At 38.7% G+C, this 25,807-nt stretch carries 23 protein-coding genes and 1 pseudogene; 7 read left to right on the forward strand and 17 right to left on the reverse strand.

What is annotated here, in order from left to right:
• The first annotated feature begins 311 nt into the window (after positions 1–311).
• Genes UNSWCS_RS00075 through lpxD form a run of 3 tightly spaced genes read left to right on the forward strand, consistent with a single transcriptional unit; the run spans position 312 to position 3,423 of the window.
• On the forward strand, positions 312–2,006 hold the full coding sequence (locus tag UNSWCS_RS00075) for an acetolactate synthase large subunit (protein ID WP_235044373.1): 1,695 nt from the start codon (positions 312–314) through the stop codon (positions 2,004–2,006).
• Positions 2,007–2,008: 2 nt separating this feature from the next.
• Complete coding sequence (ilvN, locus tag UNSWCS_RS00080; RefSeq protein ID WP_223155267.1) at positions 2,009–2,470, forward strand: acetolactate synthase small subunit; 462 nt, start codon at positions 2,009–2,011, stop codon at positions 2,468–2,470.
• On the forward strand, positions 2,470–3,423 hold the full coding sequence (gene lpxD / locus UNSWCS_RS00085; protein ID WP_021086839.1) for a UDP-3-O-(3-hydroxymyristoyl)glucosamine N-acyltransferase: 954 nt from the start codon (positions 2,470–2,472) through the stop codon (positions 3,421–3,423). Before ilvN ends, lpxD begins: the two co-directional genes overlap by 1 nt.
• A 176-nt stretch (positions 3,424–3,599) precedes the next feature.
• Here the strand turns inward: lpxD and UNSWCS_RS00090 are convergent, their stop codons facing one another.
• Positions 3,600–5,138, reverse strand: a complete 1,539-nt coding sequence (locus tag UNSWCS_RS00090) for an inorganic phosphate transporter (RefSeq protein WP_021086805.1) — start codon at positions 5,136–5,138, stop codon at positions 3,600–3,602.
• A 130-nt stretch (positions 5,139–5,268) separates the two neighbouring features.
• On the opposite strand from UNSWCS_RS00090, the gene UNSWCS_RS00095 reads away from it, so the two are divergent.
• On the forward strand, positions 5,269–6,171 hold the full coding sequence (locus tag UNSWCS_RS00095) for a phosphatase (RefSeq protein ID WP_021086773.1): 903 nt from the start codon (positions 5,269–5,271) through the stop codon (positions 6,169–6,171).
• Positions 6,172–6,201: 30 nt separating this feature from the next.
• The gene (locus UNSWCS_RS00100) at positions 6,202–6,633 is read left to right on the forward strand and encodes a GatB/YqeY domain-containing protein (RefSeq protein WP_021086769.1); all 432 of its coding nucleotides are present in this window, start codon (positions 6,202–6,204) and stop codon (positions 6,631–6,633) included.
• A gap of 476 nt (positions 6,634–7,109) precedes the next feature.
• Here UNSWCS_RS00100 and UNSWCS_RS12700 read toward each other — a convergent pair.
• From UNSWCS_RS12700 to UNSWCS_RS00180, 16 genes and pseudogenes are all read right to left on the reverse strand, one after another.
• Positions 7,110–7,787, reverse strand: a pseudogene (locus tag UNSWCS_RS12700) (methyl-accepting chemotaxis protein); the annotation flags it as partial.
• A gap of 580 nt (positions 7,788–8,367) precedes the next feature.
• Positions 8,368–8,868: a PAS domain-containing protein gene (locus UNSWCS_RS00110; RefSeq protein ID WP_021086788.1), complete on the reverse strand. Its 501-nt coding sequence runs from the start codon at positions 8,866–8,868 to the stop codon at positions 8,368–8,370.
• A gap of 27 nt (positions 8,869–8,895) precedes the next feature.
• Positions 8,896–10,131: a type II secretion system F family protein gene (locus UNSWCS_RS00115; protein WP_012001751.1), complete on the reverse strand. Its 1,236-nt coding sequence runs from the start codon at positions 10,129–10,131 to the stop codon at positions 8,896–8,898.
• Positions 10,128–11,879 carry a GspE/PulE family protein gene (locus UNSWCS_RS00120; RefSeq protein WP_021084618.1) on the reverse strand — a complete coding sequence of 584 codons (1,752 nt, stop codon included), beginning with the start codon at positions 11,877–11,879 and terminating at the stop codon, positions 10,128–10,130. The genes UNSWCS_RS00115 and UNSWCS_RS00120 overlap by 4 nt, the downstream gene beginning before the upstream one ends.
• Positions 11,879–12,418, reverse strand: a complete 540-nt coding sequence (locus UNSWCS_RS00125; protein ID WP_009293846.1) for a hypothetical protein — start codon at positions 12,416–12,418, stop codon at positions 11,879–11,881. The genes UNSWCS_RS00120 and UNSWCS_RS00125 overlap by 1 nt, the downstream gene beginning before the upstream one ends.
• A complete protein-coding gene (locus tag UNSWCS_RS00130) occupies positions 12,415–13,290 on the reverse strand; it encodes a CDC27 family protein (protein ID WP_021086789.1) in 876 nt (291 codons plus the stop codon). Before UNSWCS_RS00130 ends, UNSWCS_RS00125 begins: the two co-directional genes overlap by 4 nt.
• Complete coding sequence (locus UNSWCS_RS00135; protein WP_021086796.1) at positions 13,283–14,110, reverse strand: ATP-binding protein; 828 nt, start codon at positions 14,108–14,110, stop codon at positions 13,283–13,285. The genes UNSWCS_RS00130 and UNSWCS_RS00135 overlap by 8 nt, the downstream gene beginning before the upstream one ends.
• Positions 14,103–15,629: a pilus (MSHA type) biogenesis protein MshL gene (gene mshL, locus UNSWCS_RS00140; protein WP_021086812.1), complete on the reverse strand. Its 1,527-nt coding sequence runs from the start codon at positions 15,627–15,629 to the stop codon at positions 14,103–14,105. The genes UNSWCS_RS00135 and mshL overlap by 8 nt, the downstream gene beginning before the upstream one ends.
• The gene (locus tag UNSWCS_RS00145; protein WP_021086822.1) at positions 15,607–16,017 is read right to left on the reverse strand and encodes a hypothetical protein; all 411 of its coding nucleotides are present in this window, start codon (positions 16,015–16,017) and stop codon (positions 15,607–15,609) included. The genes mshL and UNSWCS_RS00145 overlap by 23 nt, the downstream gene beginning before the upstream one ends.
• A complete protein-coding gene (locus UNSWCS_RS00150) occupies positions 16,017–16,664 on the reverse strand; it encodes a hypothetical protein (RefSeq protein WP_021086813.1) in 648 nt (215 codons plus the stop codon). Before UNSWCS_RS00150 ends, UNSWCS_RS00145 begins: the two co-directional genes overlap by 1 nt.
• Positions 16,661–18,184, reverse strand: coding sequence for a hypothetical protein (locus tag UNSWCS_RS00155; RefSeq protein ID WP_021086837.1), 1,524 nt, complete (start codon positions 18,182–18,184; stop codon positions 16,661–16,663). Before UNSWCS_RS00155 ends, UNSWCS_RS00150 begins: the two co-directional genes overlap by 4 nt.
• Positions 18,185–18,243: 59 nt before the next feature.
• Positions 18,244–19,113, reverse strand: a complete 870-nt coding sequence (era, locus tag UNSWCS_RS00160) for a GTPase Era (RefSeq protein ID WP_021086775.1) — start codon at positions 19,111–19,113, stop codon at positions 18,244–18,246.
• On the reverse strand, positions 19,110–20,432 hold the full coding sequence (gene hslU, locus UNSWCS_RS00165; RefSeq protein WP_021086799.1) for an HslU--HslV peptidase ATPase subunit: 1,323 nt from the start codon (positions 20,430–20,432) through the stop codon (positions 19,110–19,112). Before hslU ends, era begins: the two co-directional genes overlap by 4 nt.
• A gap of 8 nt (positions 20,433–20,440) precedes the next feature.
• Positions 20,441–20,974: an ATP-dependent protease subunit HslV gene (hslV, locus tag UNSWCS_RS00170; RefSeq protein WP_002940451.1), complete on the reverse strand. Its 534-nt coding sequence runs from the start codon at positions 20,972–20,974 to the stop codon at positions 20,441–20,443.
• Positions 20,975–21,421, reverse strand: a complete 447-nt coding sequence (rplI, locus tag UNSWCS_RS00175) for a 50S ribosomal protein L9 (RefSeq protein WP_021086217.1) — start codon at positions 21,419–21,421, stop codon at positions 20,975–20,977.
• A 23-nt stretch (positions 21,422–21,444) separates the two neighbouring features.
• The gene (locus UNSWCS_RS00180; RefSeq protein WP_021086801.1) at positions 21,445–22,668 is read right to left on the reverse strand and encodes an argininosuccinate synthase; all 1,224 of its coding nucleotides are present in this window, start codon (positions 22,666–22,668) and stop codon (positions 21,445–21,447) included.
• A gap of 216 nt (positions 22,669–22,884) precedes the next feature.
• Here UNSWCS_RS00180 and UNSWCS_RS11610 point away from each other — a divergent pair, with 216 nt between their 5' ends.
• Positions 22,885–24,981: a TonB-dependent receptor domain-containing protein gene (locus tag UNSWCS_RS11610; protein WP_021086794.1), complete on the forward strand. Its 2,097-nt coding sequence runs from the start codon at positions 22,885–22,887 to the stop codon at positions 24,979–24,981.
• Entirely contained in the window at positions 24,975–25,802 is an 828-nt protein-coding gene (locus UNSWCS_RS00195) for an alpha/beta hydrolase (RefSeq protein WP_021086807.1), read from the forward strand. The genes UNSWCS_RS11610 and UNSWCS_RS00195 overlap by 7 nt, the downstream gene beginning before the upstream one ends.
• Positions 25,803–25,807: the final 5 nt, after the last annotated feature.

Here is a 25,807-nt window from a genome sequence, read left to right on the forward strand (position 1 = left end):
TGGCTGGTTGGCTGGTTGGCTGGTTGGCTGGTTGGCTGGTTGGCTGGTTGGCTGGTTGGCTGGTTGGCTGGTTGGCTGGTTGGCGTCCCTCCGCTTTTTTCTAAATTTTGCTCCAAATTTGCCAAATTTATCAAAATACTAAAAATAATATGCATAAATATATGTAAAATATTTTGTATTTTTTGCTTTTTTAACTCAAATTTTTTTCAAAAAATTTAAGATAACGCCCAAATTTCGCTAAAAAGTTAAAAAGGATTTAAAATGCTTTGGGATATAATTTGCGATAAATTTATCAAAAGGCTAAAGTGATGATAAAACAAATTTCTGGTTCACAGATGATAAGCGAAGCCTTGCACGAAGAGGGCGTTGAGATAGTTTTTGGCTATCCTGGCGGTGCAGCTTTAAATATCTACGACGAGACATATAAACAAACTTATTTTAAGCACGTCTTGGTTCGCCACGAGCAAGCAGCCGTTCATGCAGCAGACGGATACGCTAGGGTTAGCGGCAAAGTTGGCGTGGCTTTTGTGACAAGCGGCCCTGGCTTTACAAACGCAGTCACTGGTCTTGCCACAGCTTATAGCGACAGCATCCCAGTTGTGCTTATAAGCGGTCAAGTACCAACCTTTATGATCGGCACAGATGCCTTTCAAGAGATCGATGCAGTCGGCATTTCACGCCCCTGTGTCAAGCATAACTTCTTGGTTAATAGCGTCGAAGAGCTACCTCGCATCATAAAAGAGGCGTTTTACATCGCAAGATCAGGCCGCCCAGGACCAGTTCATATCGATATCCCAAAAAACGTCACTTCAAGGCTTGGTGACTTTGTCTATCCAAAAGAAATTTCTATCCCAAGCTACAAGCCGACATATAAAGGCAACTCTAAGCAGATCAAAAAAGCAGCAGCTGCGATAAATGAAGCAAAAAGACCACTTCTTTACATCGGTGGTGGTGCGGTCGCATCAAATGCAAGCGAGATCATACGTAAATTTATGAAAAAAACTGGCATCCCAGCGGTCGAGACGCTTATGGCTCTTGGCGTGCTTGATGCAAAAGATGAGCTAAATTTAGGCATGGCGGGCATGCACGGCAGCTACGCTTCAAATATGGCTCTTAGCGAGTGTGACCTTCTTATCTCGCTTGGCGCTAGATTTTGCGATAGGGTCACAGGTAAAACTGACGAGTTTGCCAAACATGCTAAGATCATTCACATCGACATCGATCCAAGCTCTATCTCAAAGATCATAAACGCGCACTATCCGATAGTTGGCGACCTTACAAACGTGCTAAGCGAGCTTTATGAAGAGGTGAAAGGTGAGCCTAAAAACTATGCGCCTTGGAGAGAAATTTTAGATAGATATCAAAAGCTAAATCCACTTGGCTACACAGATAGCGACAAGGTCTTAAAGCCTCAATGGGTAGTTGAAGAGACCGCAAAGATAGTTGGCCCTGAGGCTATCATCGCAACTGACGTCGGTCAGCACCAGATGTGGGTGGCGCAGTTTTATCCATTTAACCGCGCAAGACAGCTTGTCACAAGTGGCGGCCTTGGCACGATGGGATACGGCCTGCCTGCAGCGATCGGCGCAAAGTGTGCGATGCCTGAGCATTTGGTTGTAAATTTTACAGGCGATGGCTCGATACTTATGAATATCCAAGAGCTAATGACCGCTTATGAGACAAATGTCCCTGTCATAAACATCATCTTAAACAACAACTTCTTAGGTATGGTGCGCCAGTGGCAGACATTTTTCTATGAAAAGCGCTACTCATCGACTGATCTTAGCTTGCAGCCTGATTTTGTCAAGATCGCTGAGGGATTTGGTGGCGTTGGCTTTGTATGCAAGAGCAAAGATGAGTTTAAAAAGGCTTTAAAAGAGGCGATCAAGAGTAAAAAATCAGCTCTTATTGACGTTAGGATCGACCGCTTTGAGGACGTGCTTCCTATGGTTCCAGCAGGGGCTGCGATTTATAATATGATATTAAAGAGCAAGGAAGAAAAATGAGTATCAGAAGAACGATTTCGGTTATAGTTTTAAATGAACATGGCGTTTTGGCTAGAATTTCTGGGCTTTTTGCGGGCAGGGGCTACAACATCGACACGCTCACAGTCGCTCCGATACCTGAGAGCAACTTCTCAAGGCTAAGTATCGTCACAAGCGGCGATGAGAGGGTTTTAGAGCAGATCGTAAAACAGCTTCACAAGCTCATCCCAACATACAAAGTCATAGAAAGTGGCGAATTTGTCGAAAAAGAGATGGCTCTTGTGAAAATTCCGCTTGGTGAAAATTTCGCCGGCCTTGAGGCGATACTAAAGACATACAATGGCATCGTCACAAACACAAACGAAAACTACATCGTCGTCATGGTGGCTGACGATGCGAGCAGGATAGAGAGCTTTTTAAAGTCAATAAAGAAATTTAACCCAGTTGATGTCGTACGCGGCGGATCTGTGATAATGGATATATAATGAAACTAAGCGAAATAGCCTTAAAAGTAGATGCTACTTTTAACGGAGAAGATCTTGAAATTTTTGCTCTAAATTCTTTAAAAAATGCAAATAAAGCTGAGCTAACATACTGCGATGGCGAGAAAAATGCTAAATTTATAAGCACTTCAAACGCTGGAGCTATCTTGGTGACAAAATCGCTTTTGGATTTGGTGCCAGCTGGCATGGTAGCGCTTGTGTGCGACAACCCACACCTTGCATTTGCCATCCTTAGTAAAATTTACGCTAAGCCGCTTTTTTGCGAGCCAAAACCATCAAATATCGCCCAGAGCGCCACTATAATGCCAAATGTCTATATAGGTTCAAACGTGAGCGTTGGCGAAAATACGATAGTGATGGCTGGGGCATTTTTGGGCGATAACGTAACTATCGGTAAAAACTGCATCATCCACCCAAACGTCGTCATCTATAACGACTGCGTCATCGGCAATGAGTGCCACCTGCTAGCAAACTGCGTTATAGGCAGCGACGGCTTTGGCTACGCGCATACAAAAACTGGCGAGCATGTGAAAATTTATCACAATGGCAACGTTGTTTTGGGCGATTTTGTCGAGATCGGCGCTTGCACTACGATAGATCGTGGCGTTTTTGAAAGCACGATGATCGCAAACTACACAAAGATAGACAATCTCGTTCAAATAGGTCATAACTGCGAGCTTGGAAATGGCTGCCTCATCGTCTCACAAACTGGTCTTGCTGGCTCAACAGTGCTAGGCAGAAATGTCGTCATGGGCGGACAAAGTGGCTCAGCTGGTCATGTAAGTGTCGGAGATTTCGCTCAGATCGCAGCACGCGGCGGCGTTAGCAAAGACCTACCTGGTGGCAAAAAATACGCTGGAGCTTATCCGATAATGGAGCTTTCAGAGCAGTTTAAGCTACAAGCAAAGATATTGAGATTTTTTAGAAAAAACTAAAATTGGATTTAGTAGGTTTAATTTTCTAAATTGCAATAACGTGGCGATGAGATTATTATTAATAAAAAATAACTTCAAACTTACTTGGCAGGTTGGATCAACTTGCCAAGCTTTCATATAAAATTTATACAAAAAAATATCTAGAAATAGGGCGGTTTAGCTATTTAAAAATATGACTAAACACCTAAAAATTTAGCAAGGGCAAAATAAAATATAGCCGATGATATTGCAGCTGCTGGAAGCGTGATGAGCCAAGCTAGGATGATAGGTCTTACCATTTTCCAGTTTGCATTTTTATTTACGATGCCGATACCCAAAACCGCGCCTATTAGGATATGCGTCGAGCTAACTGGTATGCCAAGCTTTGTAGCTAGAAGTATGACGATACTTGAGGCAAGCTCCGCGCTAAAGCCAGTTGTAGGTAAAATTTCAGCTAGTTTTGAGCCAATAGTAGTGATCACCTCTTTGCCTAAAAACCAAAGTCCAACGACAAGCGAGATGCCAAAGGTTACCATTGCGATACTTGGGATCGGCGAGCTTTCATTTATAGAGCCAGTCTTTAGCACATCAAGCACAGCGGCAAATGGTCCAACTGCGTTTGCGATGTCGTTTGCGCCGTGTGAAAACGCAAAAGATGAAGCGGTAAAAATTTGAAACCATGAGAAAATTCTATTGATGCTCTTTTCGCTATCGTTTTTGCTCATGACATTTATGATGGCAAGGCTTGCAAGATACGCTAGGGCACCGATAACAAAGATGATCCAAACTGTTTGGATGATGCTAAAGGCTAAATTTATGTGTTCAAGCCCTTTAAAAAGCATCATTGATGAGATGACCATTGCGGCAAATCCAGCGATGATCGGGATGTGCTTTTTCATCGCTTTAAAGGTGTCTATCTCTTTTTCGCTATCTTTCATGATGCGAATTTTTGAGCGATATTCGCTATATTCAGTGGTTTCGATCTCGTCCTCATCGATAACTGCGATCTTTGAAAGAGTGGCTATCTGCTCCTCAGCTGGCTTTGTTTTGAGCGCTTTTATGAAGCTTTCTTTATAAGCTTTTCTCTCAGCTTTTAGCGCTTTTAAATTTGTCTTTAGCTCGTGCGTTGGCTCGATTATTTTACTCTTTACATAGCCAAATATAATGTAAGACATCACGCCGCCAAGCAGTGGTGAGATCACCCAACTAACGGCGATCCTGCCGATCTCACCCCAAGAGACCATATTAAATGGTTCAGGATCTTTTATCATAAATCCCATAGCAAGTCCTGCACCAACGATGCCACCAACTATCGAGTGAGTGGTCGAGACTGGCAGACCTTTTTTGGACGCGTAAAATAGCCAAAGACCTGAGCTAAGAAGAGCTGAGATCATGATGATGACAAATTTCATCGGGTTTAGATCACTTGGAAATTTCACGATCTCGTTTCTAATGGTATTTGTAACCTCAGATCCTGCAAATATCGCGCCGCTAAGCTCAAAAATGGCTGCGATTACAAGAGCTTGTTTTAGTGTGAGTGTTTTTGCGCCGACGCTTGTGCCAAAGCTGTTTGCAACGTCATTTCCACCGATATTAAACGCCATAAAAAGACCAAACATACCAGCGATTAAGAATAAAAAGTAGTTATTTGTCGGGATGTATTGATAGCCCCAAACGAAAAATCCAACGCTGCAAATCGCAAAAATAACTAACGCCAAGAAGTTATCTCGAAGCAATCAAGCCCCCTTGTAAGAGTTTTTGGTAAAATTATATCTTGAAAATTATTAAAGTTTTTAGAATTTTCTCACTTTAAATGATACTAAATTATCATATGTTAGAATTTGGCAAAAACATTAAGGATAAATTTTGGTTATAGCGATCGATCTTGGCTCAAACACCTTTCGCGTGGCACTTATAAAAAAAGAGCAAAATGGCTTTACTAATGAGCAAATTTATGAAAAGATAGTTGGAGCTGCAAGGGGCTTAAACGAAAGTGGCAAGATAGGCTTGGAGGCTAAAAATAGGCTTTTTGAAGCGATAGCGGAGGCTAAAAGCAAATTTGACTTTACTAAATTTAAATACGTGGCAGTCGCAACTGAGGCTTTTAGAGTAGCGTCAAATAGTGAAGAAATTTTTAGTGAGATAAGAGAGAAATTTGGCATAAATTTTCATATCATTGATGGGCAAGCTGAAGCAAAACTTACATTTTTAGGCGTGCAAAATGCATTAAAAAAGCTTGGCATAAATGATAAATTTAGCATCATCGACATCGGCGGTGCAAGCTCCGAGATAGGTGAAGAGGGAAAATTTATAAGCTTTAAATTTGGCATCATCACCTTTTACGAGAGGTTTAAAGCGCTTGATCTGATGCAAGAAAATACAAAAATTTATACAAAAGAGGCAAGTAAATTTCTAACAAGCCTTGACAATAGACTTATTGTTATAACTTCTGGCGTGCCAACCACCATCGCAGCACTAAAGCTTGGGCTAAACTACGAAAGCTACGACCCCAAAAAAGTGAGCGGATATGAGCTTAAAAATGATGATCTTGCTTGGTTTGTAAATGAGCTTTTAAAGATGGATGACAGAAGCGCTGACGTGGTGGTTGGAAGAAGTAGAAAATATCCGCTCATCGCTGGAACGCTGCTTTTAAAAGAGCTTTTAAGCGGGCAAAATGCGAAATTTATAGTAATAGACGATGGGCTTAGAGAGGGCGTTGGGGCGGCTTATTTTAAAGGCATATTTCAAGAAATTATCACAAAATTTTAGTTATGATTTCAAAAATTTAAAGGAGAGAAAATGAGCATAAGAGAGCAAATTTTAGCCGATATAAAAGAGGCTATGAAAGCAAAAGATGAGTTTAAAAGAGATGCCTTAAGGACGCTAAATGCAGCACTTAAGCAGGTCGAAGTCGATCAAAGGATCGAGATGACCGACGAGGTCGTGCTTCCGCTACTTCAAAAAGAGATCAAAAAGAGAGCTGACTCGGTTGAGCTCTATCTAAAGGGAGCAAGAGATGACCTAGCCAAAAAAGAGCAGAGCGAGATCGAGCTAATCAAGGCATATCTGCCAGCTCAGCTAAATGATGATGAGTTAAAAGAGAAGATAAAAAGCATAATTGAAAAGGTTGGTAAAAATTTAGGCGCTGTGATAAAAATGGCAAAAGATGAGATCGGAGCGAGCGCTGAAGCAAAACGCATAAGCATGATCGCAAAAGAGCTTTTGGCATAAATTTAATATACACTTTCTTAAAGCCTGTATTTTAAATTTAATGTGCAGGCTTTAAAACTACTTCATCTTACATCAAATATTAATTTTGAGAGAGATAAATTTCTAAATTTAGGCTAGGGCGATTTGCTAAATTTAAATTTATATTTTAAAGCAGGGATTCAATTTAATCTTTTACTTTAAAACTAGAAATAAAACCTTGCAGATTTTAAATTTGAAAAAATTAAGGAAGTAAAATTTAAAGTAGAAAGTTGGCTAAATTTGAGCTTCTTATCTCGTTATAAATAGCAAATCCAAAAACAATTATAAAAACAAATCTAGATAAATTTTTTAGCCTTGTTTTCGGTGACATTCTTGCTAAAATAAGTAAATTTTAAAAATCTTTAATTTTTCAAAATACCCTTAAAAACACAATAAAAAAAGAATTTGATATATAAATTTAAAAAGCTAGACCCGAAGCGAGTCTAGCAAATTTGAAGTTATTTTGAAGCGACCATTTCGTTGTATGAGTTAAATATCTCTCTGCTAAGATCCTCAAGCTTTCTAAACTCAGTGACAAAATGTTTTAAATTTTTTTCGTTATAGCCCTTGCCAGCTTCTGTCAAGATGGCTTTGATGTTTTTGTTAAACTCATCTACCAAATGGCGTGATTTCTCGTATGTTTTAGTGTGGCTAAAGCTCTTTGCACACTCATTTTCATACCACGCTACAAGATCGTCTGCGTCTTTTGCTATATCATCGCCGTAACCTTGCTCATTTACAGTGTCTGAATAAACGCCCACTTTATAGACGATGATAGCTATCTTTGCGATGATGCCAAAGGTCTTATCTTCTACATATTTTGATCTTTGGGCTGTCTCTTTTGCATTTTGGTTAAAGCTAGCTAAAGTTTGTTTGAAATTTTCAACATTTGCTGTGGCGATCTTTGAAATTTCATCTATCTTTTTAGAATTTTCATCTATATCTTTGGCTTCTTGCTGAAGTGTTTGGATATTTACACCGATCTCATGTGTCGCTTTTTGGGTATTTTCAGCTAGTTTTCTAACCTCATCAGCGACAACTGCAAAGCCGCGTCCATGCTCGCCTGCGCGTGCTGCTTCGATAGCTGCGTTTAGAGCTAGTAAATTTGTCTGCTCAGCTATATCTTTTATCAAATTTACAACCGAAGTGATGTCATCTGTTCTGCTATTTAGCGTGCTTATAGCGTGGCTTGAGCCCTCTATTAGCTCCTCAAGTGAGCTCATATTTACGCTTAGTTCATTGATGCTTTGCGTCGTATCCTCAGCGATCCTAGCCGTATCTTTTGCCATGAGTGCCATTTGGCTAAGGTTTTTGATACTCTCATTTAGATCGTTTCTAACATCTTCTATGCCGTCGTTGCCATTGCCAAGTGTGTCAAGCTCTTTTGAAAGTAGGCCTCTTACTTTACTTTTTTGACCTTCTTTTATACCAACAACACCATGGCTCATAAAGGTAGCATTTTGTTTAAAAGTCCCCCTAAATCCCTCTGTGAAGATATTTCTATATGTTAGTCCGCTTTGAGCAGCGTCTATTGAGGTTGAAATTTCTCTTTGGAGCGCCTCAACTTGATCAAGCAAGTCATTTATACCAAGTGCTACTTCATAAAGTGGGTCATTTTCTTTTACATTTACTATCCTAGGCTCTAAGATGCCGTTTCTAGCTGAGCCTACCACGCTTAAAATTTCATTTATAGAGTCAAGTTTTTTTCCAAACATCTTATAGCCTTTGTAGGTTATTTACAAATTCATCATAACTTAGATTTTTTTCGTTTAAAAAATCAGTTAAAAATTTCATCGAAGCATCCATGCCACCGCTCTTTTCTACCGATAACAACTTTTGATATATAGGCTCTATCACTTCAATCGCCTTTGGATTTGGCTTGCGTCTAACTGAGTAGTAACCAACTGCGTTATTGCGGTCATCAACTGAGGCTGTAATGTTTGCAAAGACCCAGTAGTATCCACCATCAAAGCTTTTGTTTTTTACATAAGCAAAAATTTCTTTTTTATCTTTTATATGCTCCCAAAGTAGCTTAAAAATAGCTCTTGGCATATCTGGGTGCCTTACGATGTTGTGAGGCTTGCCCAAAACTTCAGCTTGCTTTGCTCCAACTATCTTTAAAAACGGCTCATTACAATACGTAATACGTCCTTTTAAGTCGGTCTTTGAGACCAAAAAGGCGCTCTCTTCGACCATGTGTTCTTTGTTTTCAGACATCTTCTCTCCTTTAAGATTTTAATTATTTTAGTTTTTAACGGCTTTTGATAGATCCCACATCGGCAAAAATATACCAAGAGCTAGTAAAAGCACCATGCCCGCTATAAAAACAAGCAAGATAGGCTCTATATAGTTTGAGATGTTATCAATAATATCGTTAAATTTCATCCTGTAATAGTCAGTTACTTTTCCAGTCATATCGTCTAAACTACCGCTTTGCTCGCCAGCGCTTATCATCTGTATGAGCATATTTTCATATAAATTTGTATCTCTAAAAGCTTCCGTTAGGCTAACACCCCTACCAACAAGTATCTTAACGCCGCTTAGCTTCTTTTTGATATCCTTGTTTGAAACCGTTATCACAGCTGTATCAAGGGCATCTGCTATAGGCAAACCAGCTCGAACAAGCTCTGTAAAGATGAGGTTAAACCTGCTCATATTCGAATAAAATATGATCTTGCCGATGAGATAGACTTTCAAAAGGTATTTATCGACCTTATCTTGAAATTCTTCACTCTCAAGGTAGTATTTTCTAAGCAAATATCCGATAAACGCAAGTGCTCCAAGGATATAAAAGCCGTAGTTTGTCATGACGTATTCGATATTTAGCAAAATTTTAGTTGGCAGTGGTAGCTCTGCATTTAACTGCTCGAAAATTTCTCTAAACTGCGGCACAACAAGTATCATAAGGATGACAAAGGCAATGATGATCGCGCAGATGACTGTTATCGGATAGCGGATAGCTTTTTTAAATTTTTGCTGATTGTCCCAGACCTCTTGCAAGATAGAGGCAAGCTTTGCAAGCGCGTCAGCCATATTACCAGTGCTTTCCCCTAGTCTTATCATCGCTAGCGTCACGTCGCCTAGCTCTTCTTTAAAATTTTCTATACTATTTGTAAGGCTTGAGCCTTGATTTAGCTCCTCATCTATAGTTTGAAATATAAATTTAAGGCGCTTATCTTCAGTAGAGTTTGCAACCTCTTTAATGCTATCGTGGATAGAAATTCCAGCATTTGTCATAACGCTAAGCTGCCTTATGGTGGCTACTAAATTTGGGATTTTCACCTTTGGATTAGTAAAAGCCTTTGCGATTACATTTTGTAAATTTTCAAAGTTATTTATGCTAGAAGTTTGCGTCTCTTTGATCTTTACGATCATGCCAGTGACATTTGCTTTATCTTTGATCTCACTTTTATTGTTCGCTCTTAGGCTCATCTTATGGCGTTTGCCGTTTTGAATGTACTCAACCTCAAAGTATTTCATATCTTAGCAACCCTATAAACTTCTTCAAGCGTGGTTATGCCATTTGCTGCTCTTATGACGCCATCATGAAACATATCTATAAAGCCCTCTTCGTAAGCTACGCTTTTAAGCTCATCTTTAGAAGCACCATTTGCAACCATGCTTGCTATATGGTCGCTAATAGGCAAAATTTCACTTATCATCTCACGTCCTAGATATCCTGTTTGTGAGCATTGCGGGCATCCTACGCTTTTATAAAACTGGTAGTTTTCAGGGACAAATTTCTTAACCTCGTCAAATGCCTTTTGAGATAGAGTGATCTTTTGTTTGCAGTGTGGGCAGAGCTTTCTAACAAGCCTTTGAGCCTCTATGCAAACGAGCGCACCACTTACTAGATAAGGCTCGATACCCATATCTATCATACGAGGAAGCGCGCTAATGGCATCATTTGTGTGAAGCGTAGAGAAAACCAAGTGACCAGTAAGTGCCGCTTGTATCGCTATGCGAAGCGTCTCTTGATCCCTGATCTCGCCTATCATTATGACGTCTGGATCTTGCCTCAAGATAGAGCGAAGAGCCGAGACAAAGGTAAGACCAGCTTTTTCATTTACATGCACTTGTTGGATCATATTTAGCTGGTATTCGACAGGATCTTCAACTGTGATGATCTTAGTTTTTACGCTTTTTATATCATTTAGTGCGCCGTAAAGCGTAGTTGTCTTACCTGAGCCTGTTGGACCAGTGACTAGGATGATGCCATAAGGCGCTTTCATGCTCTTTTTAAATTTAGCGAAGTTATCTGGATGCATGCCAAGATCTTCTAAATTTATAATGACCTTTGACTTATCAAGAATTCTTAAAACTATACTTTCGCCGTTTAAGATAGGTAGCGTCGAGATACGAAAATCATACTCTTTGTCTAAAATTTGAGCTGAAAATCTACCATCTTGTGGGCGGCGGCGCTCTGCGATGTCCATGTTTGAAAGTAGCTTCATACGGCTAACCATCGGCGGATAGATATCTTTATCAAATATAAATGTTTCGCTTAGCATACCATCGATCCTGCTTCTTACGATGCAGTTTGTCTCGGTCGGCTCGATGTGGATGTCACTGGCTCTGCTTTGGATAGATGTTTTTAAGATGATCTCTATTAGTTTTAAAATTCCAGAGTTTTCAGTGTTTTGACCTTGACTAGCTGAGCTTGAAAGCTCTCTTCTGATCTCTGTTATCACATCTTTTATGCTCTCATTTAGCGCTAGCTTGCTTATATATTTTTCTATCTGGGTTGGCTGAGCGATGGCAACTTTTAGTAGTTTTCTATTAAATAAATTTTGCACCTTATCTTGAGCGATAACGTCAAATGGATTTTTAAAAGCGACATATACGCTTATCTCATCTTCTTTTACTGGGATCGCGCTATATGTCTTTAGTTGAGCGGTGCTTAGCTTCTCGCTGATGCGGTAGTCGATATCGATATCATCAAGGTCAAAGTATAAAACCTTAAATTTCTCGCTTATAAATTTAACAAAAGCCTTTATATCAAGCTCAAGATCGTTTGAAATTTCATCGATATTTACATGCCCTCTTCTGTAAATATCAGACAAAATTTCCATAAAATCTTCATCGTTTATTAAATTTTCATCTCTTAAAATTTTAACAAGACCTTTGCCTTCTTGCTCGCTTATCTGCTTTATCTTTTCTATATCTGATGTGCTTAGTTTGCCGTTTTGTTCTATATTTTTTAAGATTACATTTTCTACGTTTTTCATTATCTATACTCTATTTGTGATTTCAGGTCGTTATTTTTAAAAATTTTAAGCACAAGCTTTGGTATTTGCCCATTTGTTGGGCTTATCTCATATCTTGTGTCAGAGTTTGGCTCTTCAAAGATAAATGTACCAAGCTCTTCTACATACTCTTTTTTTACAAATTTATCAAACAAAAATGAAAGTATATAATCACTCTTTGGAAGCCTGATATAGCTTATATCAACGCCATCTATCATAGCGTGAAATAAGAGCTTTTTCTTAAACAAGATGTCAGCAAAATAGGCAGCATTTTCTCTTGATTTTTCGCTCTTTACTAGCTTATCGATCGGAGTTGCTAGCCTGTTTAGATCGTTCATCTTTATGCAAGCGATGCCAAACATAGAAATTTGCTCTTCGTTATTTTGTGTTTTTAAAAATTCCTCAACCTTTTGGTTGCAGACTTTTGCATAGTTTGCGCTGTTAAAGTCATCCCTTATCTCAGTCAGGCTAACAGCAAAAACTTCACAAACAAAAACCAAAAAAATAACAAAAAATTTCATAATGTTCCACTTTTTATCTTATTTATAAGCTCATTTATCGAAGCTTTGTTTAAGTTTTTATTATACTCCCTTAGAGCTTTGACGGCATCATCGCTTTGTTTTAACTTATATTTTGACTTTGCAAAGATGATCCATGACTCCTCTAAGCTATTATCTATATCGTTCGCAGCAAGCGACCACTTTATAGCTTCTTTGAAATTATTATTTCTAAAATTTAATCTAGCAAGCTCGAGTGCGATAGTTGGATTGTTTGTTTTTAAAAATTGCTCCCTTAGCACGCTCTCTTCATTTGATGCTGAAGTTACTTGTATATTTACACGCTTTCTAGCTGGTTTTGACTCAAGGTCTATCACTTCATCTTGTGGCACGCTCATGCCGTTTATGCCATTTTGTTCGCTATGTGGCTCTTCATCAGGGATGTTTAGCTTAAGCCAACCTTGTGAGTTTCTTTGCCTTTTTGGCTCATTTTTTGAAGTATCGTTTGTCTCGTTTATCTTTACAACCTCTTCGAGCTTTTTAGCTATCTTGTCAGCTAGCTCATCTTGCTTTTTACCCTCTTCAAATTTAGCCTTAGCAACCTCGCTCTTTTGCTTTAGCTCACTAAGAACGCTTACATTTGTCTCATTTTTTTCTACCATTTTTACTGCGGTTGCATTTTTGGCTAAAACTTTATCGCTTTTACTAGCAAGACTTGGAGTTTTCTCTATGCTTAGCGCTATCAATGCAGCCAGCAAAATGATGATAAGCAAAAGCTCAATGATTAAAATTTTAGAGTTTTTGGCATTAAAAATTTTATGCAAAAAACCGCCATTTTTTTTCTTGTAGCTCTCATAAAGCTTTTCTAGTCTTTGAATTTCTTGTGGTTCAAGCATCGATTAGCCCCGCATCAAGTGCAGCCATGGTGAGTATCATGATATTTGCCTTATCACCGCTAAGCTTTGAAGGCTGATACTGCTCGTAATATTCGCAAATTTCATAGAATTTATACATGATCTTGTTTAGTGTTCTTAAATTTCCACCGCAAAATGAGTAGGCACACTCGTAGTCTTTTTTATCAAATTTAAGGTATTTATCATAATTTTTTTGACTAAGCTTTCTTTGCAAGTATATGATGATCTCATTTACATCAGCGCTACTTAACTCGATACTCTCCCAAATTCTAGTCTGAAAATAATCTTTTGCCAAAATATCTTCGTTTTCGGTTTTGTGTATCGTAAAGAGAAATTTAAACATCCTAGTATCAGCCATAAGCCTTATCTTCTCGATAAGCTCAGTCGGATAGAGCTGCGCTTCATCTAGGATAACCGTCATTTGATTTTTTAAAATTTCATCTTTACTGCTAAAGTCTTTTGAGTAAAATTTTATAAAGCTCTCAAAGTTGTTTATATCTTCAAGCTTTTTTCCATAAATTTGCTCACAAAGTGCCTCGATAAATGTCGCCTCGCTAAAAAATGGATGTGGAAAAAAGATGAGGCTTTTATCTTCTTTTAAATCATTTGCGATCTTGTTTAGCAAAAAGGTCTTGCCGCTACCTGGCTTACCATAAAACAAGATGAGCTTTAGTGACTTTTTTAGAGCTAAAACTATCTTGTTGTAGCAGCTTATAGAGTTGTCTAAATTTACGAAATTTAAACTCTCGTCTTCATCTATGAAAACATCTTTTATATGTGTATAAATATTTTCGTTACTCATAGATCGATTTAGAAAATCCTAGATCTTTTAGCGACTGCTGAACTGGTTTTGGATCTTCAAGATCAACAACTCTTGGCGTGATGACAAAGATAAGCTCAGTAGTTCTTACGCCATCTCTTGTGCTTTTAAAGACGCTTCCTATCAAAGGTATGTCGGCTAGAAGTGGCACAGCTGTGTTTTGCTTATCTTTGGTCTGTCCGATAAGTCCGCCAAGTATGATCGTATCGCCGCTATTTACCTGAACTACTGTTGAGAGTTTTTTCTGAACTGTATCAGGGGCGATCTCTCTAATGGCTGTATTTTGTGATCTTGTGTCATCTTCTGCATACTTAAAGCTGCTTAAGCTTGGATTGATGCGAAGCATGATCTTATTGTTATCTGAGACTTCTGGGAGTAAATTTAACAAGATACCGATAAATACAGAGTATTGTTTATAAGTTGTTGTAAGCCTGTTGTTATTGTTATTGTTGCTACCATTATCTGTCTCTTCCATTACGCGGTAGTTTATATTATCGCCCACAGAGATTAGCGCTTGTTGGTTGTTTAGAGTGGTTACTTTTGGACTTGAAACGACCTTTGTTTTGCCATTTGTTTCAAGGAAATTTATCATACCATCAAGGCTAAAGTTTAAATTTGCAGCGATATTTAGTGTGCGACCAAAGCCATCGCTTAAGCTGTTGCCCTTGTTTGTCCAGCTTGCACTTGAACCGGTGCTAGAGCCTTGGTTGCCGATATATGAGTTAAATCCGAGCTCAAATTTACTCCAATCAACGCCTTGCTTATACTCGTTATTTAGATCAACTGCGATGATAGAAACGTCGATGATTACTTGTTTTTTAAGTCTTCTTTGCATCTCAGCTATATATTTTTCGACGCGTTTTAGCTGTGACGGGGTCGCTGTAACAGTAATAAGTCCAGCATTTTGGTTTATGATAGGATCTGGCGCTGTGATGTGCTCACTGCTATTGTTTAAGATAGCTTTTAGCTCAGCATCAAGCTTCTCCCAAAAGTCAAATTTCTCAGTTGTTCTTATCAAGTTGTTTTCATTTTTTATGTCGTTTGAGCTAGTGTCACTACTTGAGCTATTGCCTACTTCTGATGGAGAGGCATCAACCGAAGCTTTTGTGATGGCTGTGCCCTCACGGATAGAGGTTATATAGTCTATTTTAAAAATTTTTGTTTGAAGCGATGAGATTTTTAAGACATTATTTGAAAACTCATAGCTTAAATTTTTTTCGTTTAAAAGCAGATCAAAGACCTCGCTTAGGCTCATATTTCTTATATTTACGCCAAAGACTTTATCGTCAAGCTCTTTTTTACTATAAGCATCTTTTGCAACGATACTAAAATCACACATTTCAGAGAGCTGATTTAAAACATCTCCAAGACTTATGTCGTCTGTGATCTTCATACTAAAATTTTTACTCAAGCATGTGCTTGGTTTTGCCATTATAGGGGTAGCTAAGAATGAAGCCAACGCCACAGCTATAATAAATTTACTTAATTTTGATACCAACATTTTTACTTCCATTTTTAAGAGTTAGTTCTTGTTTTTCATCATCTTTTACGATGATAACCTTATTGCCATAAACACTTGTGATATTGTAATCATCAATCATATCTCCCACTTTATACCACTTGCCATTTATATTTGCTTTATTTAGCAAAATGGCCTTTAGCATAAACCCCCTTGCAGAAGAGTATTTTGTAGTGTTTTGATCGCCTTTTGGAGCAACTGGCAAATTTAGCTTGAAAGGATCTTGCAAGCTAGAAATTTCACCACTGTTAAGCCCCTTTCTTTGCTCCTTTATCTTAACAAAAACTTCATCATAGTTTTTCATCTCGCCTTCAAACTCATTGCCAAATAGGCCTAGAGCTAAAATCAAAAATAAACCAAATTTTTTCATCAGTACTTCATACCCCACACAGAGATAGAGAGCTTAGCTCCTAGATCTTTTTGAGTGGAATTTATATCCATTTTGTGAAGATCTACTACGAGTTTTGACTCTTCAAGTCCGTTTATATAGCTAAGCATATCTTTAAAATTTCCAAGGCAAGTGACATCTATATTTAAAATTTGCTCTATCTTTTGGAAATTTGGCTCTTTTATATCGCTTTTAAGCTCTAAAATTTTTATATTATTTTGTTTTGCCAAAAGCACGATACTATCTATATAGTTTGCCCAGTTTTGATTGTCAAAAAGCAAAAATGAAAGCTCTTTAAGCTTTGAATCAAAATAGGTATTAAATTTCAAAATATTCGTGTAGCGAAGTTTTAGATTGCTTAAATTTCTATTTTCTTCATTTATCTTAAAATTTCTATCGCCATCAGGGGAGCTCACTGAGGCTAGATAGTTTCTAGTATTTTCTAGTTTTGTAGAAATTCTCGTATGTTTATCAAGCTTTTCATCAAAGAAATTTTGTGCAGGATCAAAGCATAGCATATAGACAAGGTAAGCTATGATAAGCGCTGAGCCAAGAAAAATGAGGTTTGTTTCGTTTGGCTTTTTGTTATCAAAGTATTGATCTATTTTACTTAAAATATCTTGTTTCATTGTCTAATCTCTATGCTTATATTACTTTCATACTCGTGTTTAGCGTCATCTGAGCGAATTTTTTTAGTATTTACCAAGTATTTTTCATCTTTGCTGATATCTTTGATCAACTGGGTTATCCTTTTTTCATTATCACTAACCGCAGTTATGGTCAAATTTCTATCGTTATTTACGATGTTTGTGATATGAACTGCATTTAGATTTAAAATATCGGTAATTTTAAAAAGATTTAAACCCTTCATGGCGTAATTATCTTTTTTATTTTCGATCTCAGCAAGCAGACCTTTTCTGAAATTTAGCTTTTCATTCTCTTTTTGAGTTTGCTCTTTTACCGCCTCTTGTTCTCTTGAAATTTTAGCTAGCGTCTCTTTTATCTGCATCTCTTGGGCGTTTAGGACGCTATATTCGTCATTTAGTCTTGCGCTGTCTTTTTCTAAAACAAGACCAGCTATGTAGTTGTAAGCTGGATACAACATACTTAGTGCAAATGCCGCAGCGCAAGTGAGCAAAAATTTACCACTTTTTCTTTTGACAAATGGATCTGGACGGAGCATATTTGAGAGGTTAAAATTCTCATAAAATGGCTCTTTGGTATAAAATCTACCAAACAAAGCCATAACGTTATAACGCTCATTTATAGTATAGTTTTTGTTATTTATCGCAACTTTTATGTTTATATATTCTGCATCCAAGCCAAGTTTGGTTGAGATAAAATTTGCAAAATTTTTGATCTCATAGTCACAATCTATGTAAATTTTCTTTATGGCTATGCCATTTTGGCTATTTATAATGTTTAAAATATCGTTAAAGTAAAAGATATAATCTTCAAAAACTGTGTTTAGATCGTAGTTAAAGCCATCATCATCTTTATTTACAAGTCCTCTTTGAGACAAAACTTCGATAAATTTTTCATCACTCAAGCGATCGCCGCTTTGCTCTAAAAATTTATCTTTAAGATAGTTTAAGTTATAGCGAATTTCTCTAGCAGTAAAAAAATCACCATCTAAATATATACTTAAAAATGATTCATCTTTTCTAAGCGCTATAAAGCAGTCTGCTTGTGTGCTTGGCAGCAAGCCCTTTTTATAAATAGCAGAGTAGATCAAAGGCTCAGGCGCAAGATAGTCGATATATGGGACCTTTTTTGCAACTGCTTTAAAGGTCGAATTTAAATTTTCACCCGTGACAACAAAAGCGGTAAAAACTCTTTTTTCTTTTTTTATATGGTTCTCTTCTGAGAAAAATAGCCTATTATCAAGCGCAGGATCTAGCGAAAGCTCTGCATAGACCTTTGAATAAAGCTCCTCGTAAAGGGAGTCTTTATCAACGCTTTTAGAGACTAAAATATTTACTGTTTTTAAATCTTTAAATTTGATGTATGAGATAAAAAAGTCGCGTTTATTGACTGTTTTTGAAAAGTTAAAAGCATCTACATTGCTGTTGTGATAACGAAATCCTTTATAGTCATACGGGTCTATTGCAACTATAGAAATTTCACTATTTTTTTTAATATTCATCATGAATTTAAAACCTTCTTAAACGCTTAAGTACGGTATTTTAATATCTTTCTAATAAAAAATCAATAGCCGATTATCTTATTTAGGCTTTTCTCCTCTTTACTCCACCCTTTTTTCACGACTACATCGAGCTTTAGAAAGACCTTTGTGTTTGTTAAATTTTGTATTAACTTTCTTGCAAAAATTCCAATTCGTTTAATGGTTTCACCATTTTTTCCGATGATCATACTTTTGTGGATGTCACGCTCCGTGATGATGCTAGCATAAATTTCAGTTATGCCTGTTTTTTCTTTTACGCTTTTTATGATCGCATCGCTAAGATATGGGATCTCATCGCTTAAATTTTCATAGATCGCTTCAAGTATAAATTCTCTAAAAATTTCCTTCTCATTTGTCGGTGTGAGAAATTCTGGATCATAAAAGTACTCATGCTCTGGCAAAAGCTTGCAAATTTCATCAAGAAGCGGCTTTTTATAGGTAGGCTGCTTGGTGCTAAAAGTAAGAAGTGCTGCAAATTTATCTTGAAATTTTTGATACTGAGTGATCTTTTCAAGCACTTTTGCGTTTGAGCTCTCATCGACTTTTGTTAGCACTAAGATGTGTGGTTTTTCAGGATTTAAAGCTAGAAATTTCTCGTAGTCACTTGTGTCATCATGGATAGGCGCTAAAAATACGATGAGATCGCAGTCTCCCATCGATTTTATAGCTTGGCTAATTAGCAGTTGATTTATCGCTTTGTTGCTCTCGTGAAGCCCTGGTGTGTCGGTGAAGATGATCTGATCTTCACCGTTCATCACGATGCCATTTATCTTTCTGCGAGTTGCGTTTTGCTTGTGCGAGACAATGGCGATCTTTTCGTTTAATAAGGCATTTAAAAACGAGCTTTTGCCAGCATTTGTGCGTCCTATGATGCTAACAAAGCCTGATTTCAAAGTATATACCTCGCTAGATCTTGATCCTCAACCACGTCTTTTAGGCGCTCTTTTACAAGCTCTTTTGTCACATTTATCTTCTCGCCGCTCTTTTCGCTAGCTTCAAAGCTGATATCTTCTATCACGCGCTCGATCACCGTATGAAGGCGTCTAGCACCGATGTCTTCCATCTTTTCATTTGCTGCATGAGCGATCCTTGCTATCTCTTTTATCGCTTCATCATCAAAATCTAGCTCGACATTTTCAGTTGAAAGAAGTGCGATATATTGCTTTAAAAGCGAATTTTTTGGCTGGGTTAAAATTTGATAAAGCGCGTCCTCATCAAGGCTATCAAGCTCGACCCTTAGTGGAAAACGGCCTTGAAGCTCTGGGATGAGATCGCTTGGCTTGCTTATATGAAAGGCGCCAGCTGCGATAAATAAAATGTGATCTGTCTTCAAATTTCCAAATTTGGTATTTACATTTGAGCCCTCAACGATAGGTAGCAAGTCTCTTTGCACACCTTCTTTGCTTGGGTCTTGCCTATTTGAGCTACCTGAGCCAACGGCTACCTTATCGATCTCGTCTATAAAGATGATGCCCTCGTTTTCAGCTCTTCTTAAAGCCTCTGTTTTTACGCTCTCAAGGTCTAAAATTTTATCATTTGCTTCGCTTTGAAGGGCTTTTTTGGCGTCCTTTACCTTCATCTCTTTTTTGATGTTCTTGCCACCGATACCAATTATCTTGATAAAGCTCTCTTGCATCTGTGCCATGTCAGGTGGCACATTTGAGCCAGCTTCAAGTGGGTTTTGCTGCACCTCGATCTCGATACTTAGCTCGTCAAGCTCGCCGTTTCTTAGCCTATTTAGCATTTTTTCATAGCTCTTTGCGTACTCTGCTTGCTTCTCTTCGCTAGCACCTTTTGGAAGTGGCGGAAGTAGCTTTGAGACGATCTTTTCTTCGATATAGGCATTTATCTTGTCTTGGTTTTTCTCGCTTTGCTCGTTTTTTACGAGATTATATGATGCCATAGCAAGGTCTCTTACCATACTTTCAACATCACGACCAACAAAGCCAACCTCAGTATATTTGCTAGCTTCTACCTTGATAAAAGGTAGTCCCATCATCTTTGAAAGACGCCTTGCGATCTCGGTTTTACCAACGCCAGTTGAGCCGATCATCAAGATATTTTTTGGCATGATGTCATCTTGCAGGCTCTTTTCAAGCTTCATACGGCGGTAGCGGTTGCGAAGTGCGATCGCTATGATCTTTTTGGCGTCCTTTTGACCGATCACATAGTCATCTAAAAATTTAACAATTTCTCTTGGTGTTAAGTTCATTTTTTCTCTTATTCTAAAACATAAGTTTTGATGTTTGTATTTGTATAGATGCAAATTTCGCCGGCGATCTTGAGGCTCTCTTTGACTAGCTCCTCTTCGTCGATATCGGCAAATTTATCTAGGGCACGGGCCGCTGAAAGGGCGTAGTTGCCGCCACTTCCGATAGCTGCTATCTTGCCATCTTCTGGCTCAACAACGTCTCCTGTGCCACTAAGTAAGAAAATTTTATCCCTATCAAGCACAAGCATCATCGCCTCAAGCTTTCTTAGATACTTGTCTTTGCGCCACTCTTTGCTAAATTCTATCACCGCCTTTAGCAAGTCCCCCTTTGTATGTTCTAAATTTTTCTCAAACATATCAAAGAGATTAAACGCGTCAGCAGTGCTACCAGCAAAGCCAGCTAGGACTTTGCCGTTGTGAATTTTGCGGATTTTTACGGCATTGCCCTTTAAGACGGTGTTGCCAAAGCTCACCTGTCCATCGCCGCCGATGACCGCTTTATTTTTGCCTTTGTAGGCTAAGATGGTTGTCGCATGAAACATCTACTCTCCTTGCACATCAACCTTTAAGGTCGCATTTATCGAGTGTCCAAGCTTTATAGAGACATCATAAAGACCAACTGCTTTTAGGTGAGTGTCCAGGTCGATAGCCTTTTTCTCAACTACCAAATGATGTGTCTTTTCAAGCTCTGCTGCGATCTCCTCTTTTGAAACTGAGCCAAAGAGCGAGCCATTTGCACCAAGAGTTTTCTTGACGACGACTGTCACTTTTGCAAGCTCTTCTTTAAGCTTTTCTAAATTTGCGATCTCGTATTTTAGCTCTTCAGCCTTTCTTTTTTGAGCTGCTTCGTATTGACGAAGGACATCTGGAGTAGCTGCTTTTGCAAAGCCTTTGCCGATTAAGAAGTTATTGCCGTAGCCGTCTTTTACCTCTTTTATCTCGCCAGCTTTGCCAAGTGCCTTTACATCTTTTATTAGTAGTACTTTCATTTTTATCCTTTTAAATTTTATTTTTAATCAAATTTTCGCCCATTTTTACGTGCGATTATAAAGCGAAGTGCATTTAGTTTGATAAATCCTTCTGCATCTTTTTGGTCATAAACGCTGTCCTCTTCAAATGTGCAGTACGCCTCGCTAAATAGATTATCATCTTTGCTGTTTCTACCAAGTATAATCACATTACCTTTATAAAGCTCAACTTTAACAGAGCCATTTACGTGCTCTTGGCTCTTGTCGATGAGCGCTTGGAGCATATTTCGCTCAGGCGACCACCAGTAGCCGTTATAAATTAGCTCGGCATATTTTGGCATGATCTCATCTTTTAAGTGAGCTGCGCCGCGGTCAAGCGTGATGCTCTCGATCGCTCTGTGAGCTTTTAGCATTATCGTTCCACCCGGAGTTTCGTAGCAGCCGCGGCTCTTCATACCAACTGAGCGGTTTTCTACAATGTCAAGTCTGCCGATGCCGTGTTTTGCGCCAAGGCGGTTTAGCTCGGTTAAAATTTCAGCTGGGCTCATTTTTTTGCCGTTTATGCTCACTGGATCGCCTTTTTCATAGCCGATCTCTATGATCTCACTCTTATCTGGAGCATCTTTTGGGCTTACTGTCCATCTCCACATATCATCTTCTGGTGCGTGGCTCGGGTCTTCAAGCACTAAGCCTTCGTAGCTTATGTGAAGTAAATTTGCGTCCATTGAGTATGGGCTTTTACCTGGTTTTTTGGTGATATCTATGCCGTTTTTCTCAGCGTATGCCAAAAGTTTTTCACGGCTGTTTAGATCCCACTCGCGCCATGGGGCGATGATAGTTAGATTATCACCAAGTGCGTAGTAGCCAAGCTCAAAGCGAACTTGGTCGTTGCCTTTGCCTGTTGCTCCGTGGCTCACGCCATCAGCGCCAACAAGTCTTGCGATCTCGCTTTGACGTTTTGCTATAAGTGGGCGCGCGATTGATGTGCCAAGTAGATATTCGCCCTCATAGATTGCGTTTGCTCTAAACATTGGAAATACATAATCACGTACAAATTCTTCTCTTAAGTCTTCTATAAAAATGTTTTCAGGTTTTACGCCAAGTGCTAGGGCTTTTTTACGTGCAGGCTCTAGCTCTTCGCCTTGTCCGATGTCAGCTGTAAATGTGACTACTTCGCATTTATATTCGTCTTGAAGCCACTTTAAAATAATACTTGTGTCAAGTCCGCCTGAGTATGCTAAAACAACTTTTTTTACATCTTTTTTCATAGCTGTCCTTTTGTTGAAATGGTCGTATTTTAGCCTAAATTGATTAATCTTTAATAAATTAATCTATTAAGTAATGTAAGTATTGTTTTATAAAAATTGCTTTTATTGTGTTTAGATAAATTTTATTTTTGATAATTAATATTGTTTTTATGCTTGCTTTGTTAAATTTGCGTTTCGCTTTCATTATCAAAAATTAAATTTAACAAAAGGATATCCGTGAATAGATCAAAATTTATCGCCATTTGCCTTAGTGCTTGTGTGGCAAATTCTCTCTATGCAGTAGAAAAAGAGAACAACGAAACTAAGCTAGATGGCGTCGTAGTAAGTGCGAGCGGCTTTTCGCAGCAGATAAAAGAAGCCCCTGCAAGCATAAGCGTAATAAAGGGCGAGGAGCTAACAAAAGATAGCTTTACCTCGCTTCACTCTATCGCGCAAAAAGCGCCAGGCGTAAATGTCGTTGGCGGCGAGGATGGTCCAGCTAGTGGTATCTCGATACGCGGCATGGAAAAATCTCAAACTCTAGTTTTAATTGATGGCAAAAGAGTAAATTCAAGCAGCGCAAATCCAAAGGGCGGAGCAGGGGACATGAACTCAAATTTCATCCCGCCAGCCGAGGCGATCGAGCGTATAGAGGTTATCCGTGGCCCTATGAGCTCGCTTTATGGTAGCGACGCGGTTGGAGGCGTTATAAATATCATTACCAAAAAAGACTTTTCAAAATTTAGCGGCAACGTCGGCATCTCAACCACGATAAACACTCACAAAGGCATAGGCGATGGCAGGCAGGGCGACTTTTATCTAAATTTACCTCTTTATAAGGACCTTTTCGCGCTTCAGCTTTGGGGCTATAAAAAGCTAAGAGATGAGGATAATTACAAAGGTGGCTATCAAGAGAGCGATAAGAGAAATTTAACCGCAAAACTTTGGATCACTCCAGATGAGCATAATAAATTTTTCATCCTTGGCTCAAACGAAAAACACGACTATTCGCGAACAGTCGGCAAAACAGCCACTATAAAGACAAATAAGGTTTTAAACGCCTATGACTACGAAAAAAAGAGCTATGGCGTGGGCTATCTTGGTGAATTTGATAGCCTAAATGCCGATCTTAGCTACATTTATGACCAGACGCAAAGAACGAGCCTTTTTGATAAATTTATACCAGCAAAAGCCAAAAATCACAACTTCAACTCTAAATTTACAACCTTTTTTGGCGCACACACTCTAACTTTTGGTTATGACTTTAGTAAGCAAAATGTCGGCACGACATTCATCGTCTCAAACGCCTCAAGAAACGGCTTAAAAGATCCAAAGACCTACTCGATGAGCGAGCATGCGGGATTTATCGAGGATGAGTGGCAAATTTTAGATGAGAAGCTCTTTTTAACGCTTGGCTCAAGACTTACGCACAATGAATTTTTTGGCAACCACCTCTCGCCAAGAGCCTACCTAGTCTATAACGCCACAGATACGCTAAGCTTAAAAGGCGGCGTAGCAACTGGCTATAAAACACCAAATGTCAATCAAATTTCCCCAGAAGTAGGCACTATTCAAAAGGCTTGGAGTATAGTTGATTTTGGCAACAAGGACCTAAAACCAGAAAAGAGCACGACTTATGAAGTAGGGGCATATTATGACAATCAGGCTGATTTTAGAGGCTCGGTAACGCTTTTTAGAAATGAATTTAAAGATAAGATCCTAGACACTGATGGCAGCAAAAGAGTAAATGGAATTCCAGCCTTTGGCACTTGCACAAATGCACCAGACGTTACTTGCCCTGGTTGGGGAACTTACTTTAACATAGAAGGTGCGACCGTTTGGGGTGTAGAGCTAAGTGGCGACTACGACATCCTTTCAAACCTAAATTTAAGCTCAAACTACACCTATAATAAGTCAAAGATAAAAACTGGCAACCCAACGATAAATACGCCAAATGGCCCTATGAAATTTAGCCAAACTGGGCTTAACAGACTTGATGGCAAAAGCCTAACAGCAACGCCAGAGCACACACTTCACGCCACGCTTACATATAAGCCTGTAAAAAGCGTCAAGACATTTTTTGGCGCAAACTACGAGAGCAAGCTAACAAGCGTAAATTTCGGTGCTGGCAACAGAGTAAGAGAGAACACAAAAGACCTACTCACCTTCGATACAGGCGTCAGTTGGGATGCAAACAAGCACCTAACTCTTAGCCTAAATGCATACAATATCTTTGATAAGGTAAGATACGATGAGGCGCTTGTGGGCGATACATACTACTTTTATCCGCAAGAGGGTAGGAGGTTTTGGTTTAAGGTCGCTGCAAAATGGTAAGAGCCTTTAAATTTTTGCTTTTTACGCTTGGTGTGACGCAAATTTTACAAGCAGCTCCGCAACAAACGCCTGATCCATTAAGCGAGAAAGCTGCTAGTAAATTTGAAATTTCAACCTTTAAAATGAGTGCAAATGATGAAATTTATAAAATTTTCACAGCCAAGCTAAAGGGGCAAGATGAGTTTAAAAACGTGCTTTTCTTGCTTGACGCAAACGCCCAGTTCAACATGATATTAAATGAATTTGATGCCACGACCGCACCGCTAATAATAGGCATAGGATATGACACAGACAAAAGCTACGAAGTAGAAAAACGCACAAGAGATCTCACACCAAAGGCAGAGGGCGAGGAGTTTAGCAAAGGTGGCGGCGCAGATGCGTTTTACCACTTTTTAACTAGAAATTTAGTGCCGTTAGTTGATGAGAAATTTAACGTGCAGGGCAGTCAAAAAAGCCTTTATGGACACTCTTTTGGCGGCCTTTTTACGCTCTACGCTTTGCTTAAAAATGAGGGCATATTTTCAAATTTCTTTATCGCTTCGCCATCTCTTTGGTGGGGCGAGTCTGAAATTTTAAAGCAAAATGTGAATGATGGTAAATTTAAAGAGAAACTAAAGGCTAAATTCGTCTTTCTTAGCGTTGGCGAGCTTGAAAAGAGAAAGGGCAAAACTGACAAAGCTGGCATTTTAAAGGCGAGTGATCTGGCTGGGATCTTAAAGCAAAGTGGGGTAAATTCTCACTTTGAGCTTTTTAAAAATGAAACCCACGGCAGCGTCATACCTCTAAATTTAAAAGAACTTTTAAAATATCTAAAGGATTAAAAATT

This window comes from Campylobacter concisus UNSWCS (assembly GCF_000466685.1).
GTDB classification, from domain to species: Bacteria; Campylobacterota; Campylobacteria; order Campylobacterales; family Campylobacteraceae; genus Campylobacter_A; species Campylobacter_A concisus_A.